We start from the raw sequence: 5,633 nt of genomic DNA, 5'->3' as shown, positions 1-5,633 counted from the left end.
CTATATATTGATTACATGGCTTTATGCCTCCCAATTTAAAACTATTAAATTTGTCTAAATATCTGCGGAATGTGGGCTAAAACGAATACAGCTCAAAGAATACAGCCACCGAAACTACCCCCTGCAGGGGTAAGTTCCGTGTAAAGGTTTTAGGCTTTTTCGGCAAGCCCTCCTTATTCGTCCACCGCACAAAAAAGCCCTGCAATAGGCAGGGCTAACTTGAGAATCAGGAGTTGCTATCGGTGAGAATATGACTCCCGCTATCTCCTAGAACGCGCTCCTAGAACGTGAAAGTCGTTCTGAGAGTACCAATAATGATGTCGTCGTTACCGTCGTTTTGATTGGGGTTGGTAATCCAAATGACGCCTGGAGTCAGAGAAATGTTATCGGTGAGCTGGTACTTGTAGAAACCTTCGACGTGATAGGAATCATCGTTGCGGAAGCTCCGCAAACTCCTTGGAGCCTCAAGTTTATCCAAGTAAGGCTCGCGACCTACCACAATCCCCAGCAAGTTGCCTTCTTTCCCTAAATCGGGCAAAGCCAAAGTGACAGCGTAGTTCCAAATTCTCGCATCACCGGTGCCGATGATCCGAGCATTGGTTAAACCAGCCCAGCCGCCAAGGATAAACCTCGGGCTCAGCCGCAACGAAGCCTGAGCGCCGTAGGAGTTGCTAACAACTTTGCGAGCGTTAGGGCCTTCAGTCAAACCGTTGATGGAATTAGCCACGCCGGTACCCGTGAAACCGCCGAGATTCTCGGCTCCATTCCCCAAGCCGTTGTCAAACCCGAAGTTACCTCGGCTAAAGTAACCGTGGTTGTAGTTGAAAGCAATTTGTAAGTTGCGTCCGGGGGTAAAAGTCAACTGGCCCATCGCCGCGTAGTCGCCGTTGAACAAGCCCGCGCCCCTGCTAGGACTGGCTGCATTTGAGGCCAAATAGCCGAAGGACAGAGAAGTCGGGCCGAACACGCCGCCCAGCAAGCCCCTGCCGCCGAAGGCATAGTCAAAGCCGATTCCCGCGCCACCGCCCAAGCGGTAAATTGGGTTGCGCTGTCCAAAGGCGCTCAGCGATCCGTTGCCGCCGTCAAAGTCTTCAAAGTAAGGGTTGACAGTCGGCATAATGTCGTCCCAAACGCCAGCGTTAGCTGCAATGGTAACGTTCGTCCGCGCGCTGAGTGGAAACTTGTACAGCAAGCTGTCTAGTGCAACAACGTTGTCTGTTCTGCCAACTACATTCCAAGTTTGAGTGCCTTCGCTGGTAGCCCCAAGGTTGAAGTTGCGACCGTTGCCGACTTGAAGCCTGGTCAGCAGCAAGTCTCTGCCGGTGAAGCTAGTGTTTAAATTCAGACGCACCCGCTGTTGGAAGACAGCTTCGTTGTTGTCGCTGCCAATTCTTCTTTCGTCTGTGCCAAACAAGCCAACGTTGCCGCCAAAGTCATCGCTGAGGGCAAAAATTGCTTCCCCAGTCAGCTTGGTAGTAGTGGAGAATTGGTTGGCTTCGAGTTCGGCTGTCCGAGCTTCCAAAGCATCGACGCGACCGCGCAGGGTTGCCAGTTCCGCTGCAAATTCTTCTTGGAGCCGTTGGAGGGCTGCCAAGTCTTCTTTCGTGGCGAAGTTGCCAGTGCCTCCTCTAATTAGCTCGCTCACCTTGTCTAAACAAGCATTTAAACCGGCTGCGAATTCGTAGCGGGTCATGGCGCGGTTGCCGCGGAAGGTGCCGTCGGGATACCCGGCAATACAGCCGTAGCGCTCGACTAGGGATTGCAGTGCTTGGAATGCCCAGTCTGTGGGCCGCACGTCGGAAAGTTGAGATACTGAGGTAACTTGACCTTGAGTTTCGCCGCCTGCAGCACCTTCACTGCTGTACTGGTTGAGCTGTTCTAATGTGGCGGCTGGGTTTTGCTCTTGTGGTGCGGCAGTTTGGGCTAAAGATTCAGCCGGTTGTGGCAAACTTTGTTCTGCCGACTCTGCCACTGCCGGGGCTGGAGTTTCTAATTGAACTGCACCGATTTGCTCTGGGAGAGCGGTAGCTGCCGGGGCTGGAATTTCTAGTTGGGCAGCCGGGGCAGAATTTTCTACTGGTTGAGCGACTGTTGGCTCAACTGCGGCTAAAGATTCACTTGTAGGTTGTGATGCCGCTTGGGGCTCTGCCTCAGCAGGAGCTGCGTTGGCTCCGACGATCGCACTTTCAGTTGCAGCCGCAGTCGAATCTGCAATCGCTGCGTGGGTTTCGCTGCCAGCGGCTTCGGAAATTTCTTCTACTGGCTCGGAGGCGGCAGTTGTTTCGGAAACAGCAGCTAAAGCATTTAGTTTCGCTTCGGAGGTTTCAGCGGTTTCAGCTTTGGCGGCAGCCGGCTTGAGCGCATCAGCAGCCTGCTGAGCGTCTGCTGCCATCGCGCTCGAAGAAACTACTAGGGTAGCTCCTAAGACTGCTGGGCTGATTAGTAGGTAACTCCACAAAAATTTCGACATATTCACTCTCATCCTCACACCGATTACAGAGAAACTTTTCTAGTCTTCTATGTGGTCAGTCGTTGCTCAACTAGCATACTCTAAAAAGAGACCTAAAATTCACTTTTTCTTTTGATTCTTTCGGGCTGACCGAGTATATAGATGTGACTGACGGCTGCTGAGATCCTGTTTTTTAACCTGTACTCAACGGCGTCAAAACCCGACCAGACTGGGGCTGTGGATTGATTTTACTGATGACACTTGATAGCGCCCGATCGGCTTATTTAATTTTTAGCACAGCACGCCCGACTCGTCTAGGCTGATTCGACTTTCACTTCCAAGCTGTGTCCGAGGACGCTAAAGACTTGGCGGTGGTCGAACAATTCTAACAAATCGGCGTTGATTTTGTGGTGAGCTGCTTCTTGCCACAAAATTTTCATCGCTGCCTCTGTGCGCAGAGCTCGCTTGTAGGGGCGATCGCCTGCTGTCAGGGCGTCGTAAATATCGGCGATCGTCATCAATTGCGCTTGAATTGGAATTTCTGACTTGTTTAGACCTCGCGGATAGCCTGTGCCGTCCAGTTTTTCGTGATGTCCGTAGGCAATATCTGGGACATTTTTTAAATCCTTTGTCCAAGGAATTTGAGTGAGAAACTCGTAAGTGTGAGTTACGTGAAATTCTATTGCCGATCGTTCTTCCGAGGTGAGGTTCCCCCTCGACACCATCAACTGCACTATCTCCTCTGGGGTTAGCAGCGGTTTAATTGCCCCGTCTATATCTCTGTAAGTTTGCCGAGAAATCTCTCGCAGTTGAGCTAGGGGTTCTGCTGCCAAAATGTGAGGCTCGTTTGCCTCTAACAGCACTTCCCAGTATTCTGCTAATCGGGTTTTCGCCTCTGCCAGCTTAGTATCTAGCTGTTCGATTTCCTGGCATTGAGCGCACTCTGGCTGGCTGGGGTGTTTTCGGTAGGCTGAATGCTCCAGCAAGTATTTATATTTAGACTGGACGCATTCCATTTCCATCGTCCGCTGAGCTAAGCCAAAGCGGTGGCGAATAATTTCTAGCTGTGCGGGGTAAAGCTTTTTCTGTTTGGTCAAAACTGCTTCTGACACTCCGATTTTGCCAAAATCGTGCAGCAGGGCTGCGTAGCGAATTTCTTGAATTTGGCGGTTGTTAAAGTAAACAGAGCGCAGTCCTCCGCTGCTGACGGTGTTTACTTCTTCTGACAGGCGTACTGTGAGGGCTGCTACTCGTTCTGAATGGCCGTAGGTACAGGGGTCTCTGGCTTCTATGACTTGCACCGAGGCTTTGACGAAGCCCTCAAACAAATGTTCTATGCTTTCTTGGAGTTGATTGCGCTCGATCGAGATTGCTGCTTGAGAAGCGAGTGATCGAACTATCCTTTCTTCCCACTCCGAATACTGCTGTGTCGATTCCCAGGCATTCTCTGCAGTCAGCACCGCATCTGCTTTTGTTTTGCGGTTGATCAGTTGCAGTACGCCTATGGTTTCCCCCTGTCTGTTTTGCATCGGCAGCACCATTACCGAGCAAGTGCGGTAATTAATATCCCTGTCAAAACTGGTATCTAGCTGGTAGGGTACGCCCGGGGGTAAGTCGTAGGCATCAGACAGGTTCAAACTTTGACCTGTAATTGCCACGTATCCCGCCAAACTTTTGTCTGTCAGCGGCAGAGCAAACTCCTTAAACGACAGGCTGGGTTGAGAAGCGTTTTGGGCTACCTTGAATAGCAGCTTAGATGTTTCGTCGCTGTGATCTACTAAGTAAACGCTGCCAGCATCGCTGTAGGTAATTTCCCTACTTTTGGATAAAATTAAGTTTAACAAGTCGCCCAAATCTTGGGCGCTCGACAGAGCTGCGCCAATATCTAAAAGCTTTTCTATCAGATCGGTTTTTTCTGCTGCTGCAGACTCGTTCTTGAACTCTGGCTTTTCAAATACGATCATGGTCGGATGATGGGGAATAGCCTTTTATACATTGAACGTTTGGCCTCTCGACTTTTTCACACCCGATTTTAACCCCAAGTCGATTTTTTATTTGCGAGCTTTCCGCGATCGGGGACTGTGGCTAGATGGAGAGCTCTTGTTGGGTCAACTGGCACTCTTTCAATCTAGCGCAGAAATCTCTCGGGCTAGCGCAAAGTCTTTCTCAGTTAAGCGTCCGGCATCGTGGGTTGTCAAGTTAACTGTAACTTTGTTATAGGAGATTTCTATGTCTGGGTGATGTCCTGCAGCTTCTGACGGGGCGACCAACTTATTCACAAAGGCGATCGCTTCGATAAAATCTTTAAATGAACGAGTACACCGCAGTTGTTTGCCTTCAACCGTCCAGCCTGACAATTGACTGGCGCGCTCTTGAATTTCAGTATCGTTAAGTAGGTCAGCCATAATTTATTTTACTTTGGGATTAGCAATGGCAGATTCACAGCCCACCTGCGGAAAATCCTACCAAAAACTATCCGCTCTCACCAATAGTGTTGAGGCTCAAGTTTTAATACTCAAGATTTAACACTATTTGAGGTGAGAGCGGTCTAGCGGGTCTTCAGATTAGAACCTGACTGCCGGGAGAATCCCTAGCTCAGCCTGGTTCCCCGTGGAAGTCGTTTCCCGTTGGAAACGACGGCTGACTGCTAGTGAGCGGCCCCGGCGCACAGCCGGTAGTTTCCAATCTGATGACCCATGCGTTTACTACTTTCTATCATGGGCATCACCTCCAGGTTTAGCTAAATGGCTTCATATTTCAACGCACATCACCTAAATACAAGATTTGAGGTGATGATTTGTGCGCTAGTCATTGCCAGCGTTACCAGAAGAACTTGCGTTGTGAGTATCGTTCTAGTATTCACGATTATTAGAATAACACAAGGAATTAGAAGTGGGGGGATGCAAAGTGAGATTTTTGCAATAGGAGGGCAAATTACTGCAGCAGCCAGGTTTTCGATCGATCTCTACAGCAATTGGGCGATCGTAGTTTCAGCCATTTGTCTATATTTTATTCAAAATCCGGGCTGTGCGGTTATTAGGTGCATTGCCACTCTGGCGGCTGGGAAAGGCCACTCGATTTCTTGCCAGATAGGAGAGTTACGAGATATAAGTAGCTAGACAAAATTAATTACATAGTTTTCTCCAAATTCTTTCAGGATTTTTTCCACAGATGCAACAAAAGT

General features: G+C 49.6%; 3 protein-coding genes. All 3 read right to left on the bottom strand.

Going from position 1 to position 5,633, the window contains the following annotated elements; genetic code table 11:
- Nucleotides 1-280 precede the first annotated feature (280 nt).
- Complete coding sequence (locus QUA99_RS32075) at nucleotides 281-2,470, bottom strand: iron uptake porin (RefSeq protein ID WP_333245435.1); 2,190 nt, start codon at nucleotides 2,468-2,470, stop codon at nucleotides 281-283.
- Between the two features lie 293 nt (nucleotides 2,471-2,763).
- On the bottom strand, nucleotides 2,764-4,413 hold the full coding sequence (locus tag QUA99_RS32070; RefSeq protein ID WP_333245438.1) for an HD domain-containing phosphohydrolase: 1,650 nt from the start codon (nucleotides 4,411-4,413) through the stop codon (nucleotides 2,764-2,766).
- A 159-nt stretch (nucleotides 4,414-4,572) separates the two neighbouring features.
- Nucleotides 4,573-4,854 (bottom strand): 4a-hydroxytetrahydrobiopterin dehydratase, encoded by a 282-nt coding sequence (locus QUA99_RS32065; protein ID WP_333245441.1) that lies wholly within the window; start codon nucleotides 4,852-4,854, stop codon nucleotides 4,573-4,575.
- Nucleotides 4,855-5,633: the final 779 nt, after the last annotated feature.

The sequence above is a fragment of the Microcoleus sp. F10-B2 genome (assembly GCF_036704965.1).
Taxonomy (GTDB): Bacteria; Cyanobacteriota; Cyanobacteriia; order Cyanobacteriales; family Microcoleaceae; genus Microcoleus.
This window is presented reverse-complemented; position numbering and strand designations above follow the sequence as displayed.

Bases quoted from the DNA above. Each gene is read 5' to 3' on its own strand.
- QUA99_RS32065 (WP_333245441.1), bottom strand. From the start codon at position 4,854: ATGGCTGACCTACTTAACGATACTGAAATTCAAGAGCGCGCCAGTCAA.
- QUA99_RS32075 (WP_333245435.1), bottom strand. From the start codon at position 2,470: ATGTCGAAATTTTTGTGGAGTTACCTACTAATCAGCCCAGCAGTCTTA.
- QUA99_RS32070 (WP_333245438.1), bottom strand. From the start codon at position 4,413: ATGATCGTATTTGAAAAGCCAGAGTTCAAGAACGAGTCTGCAGCAGCA.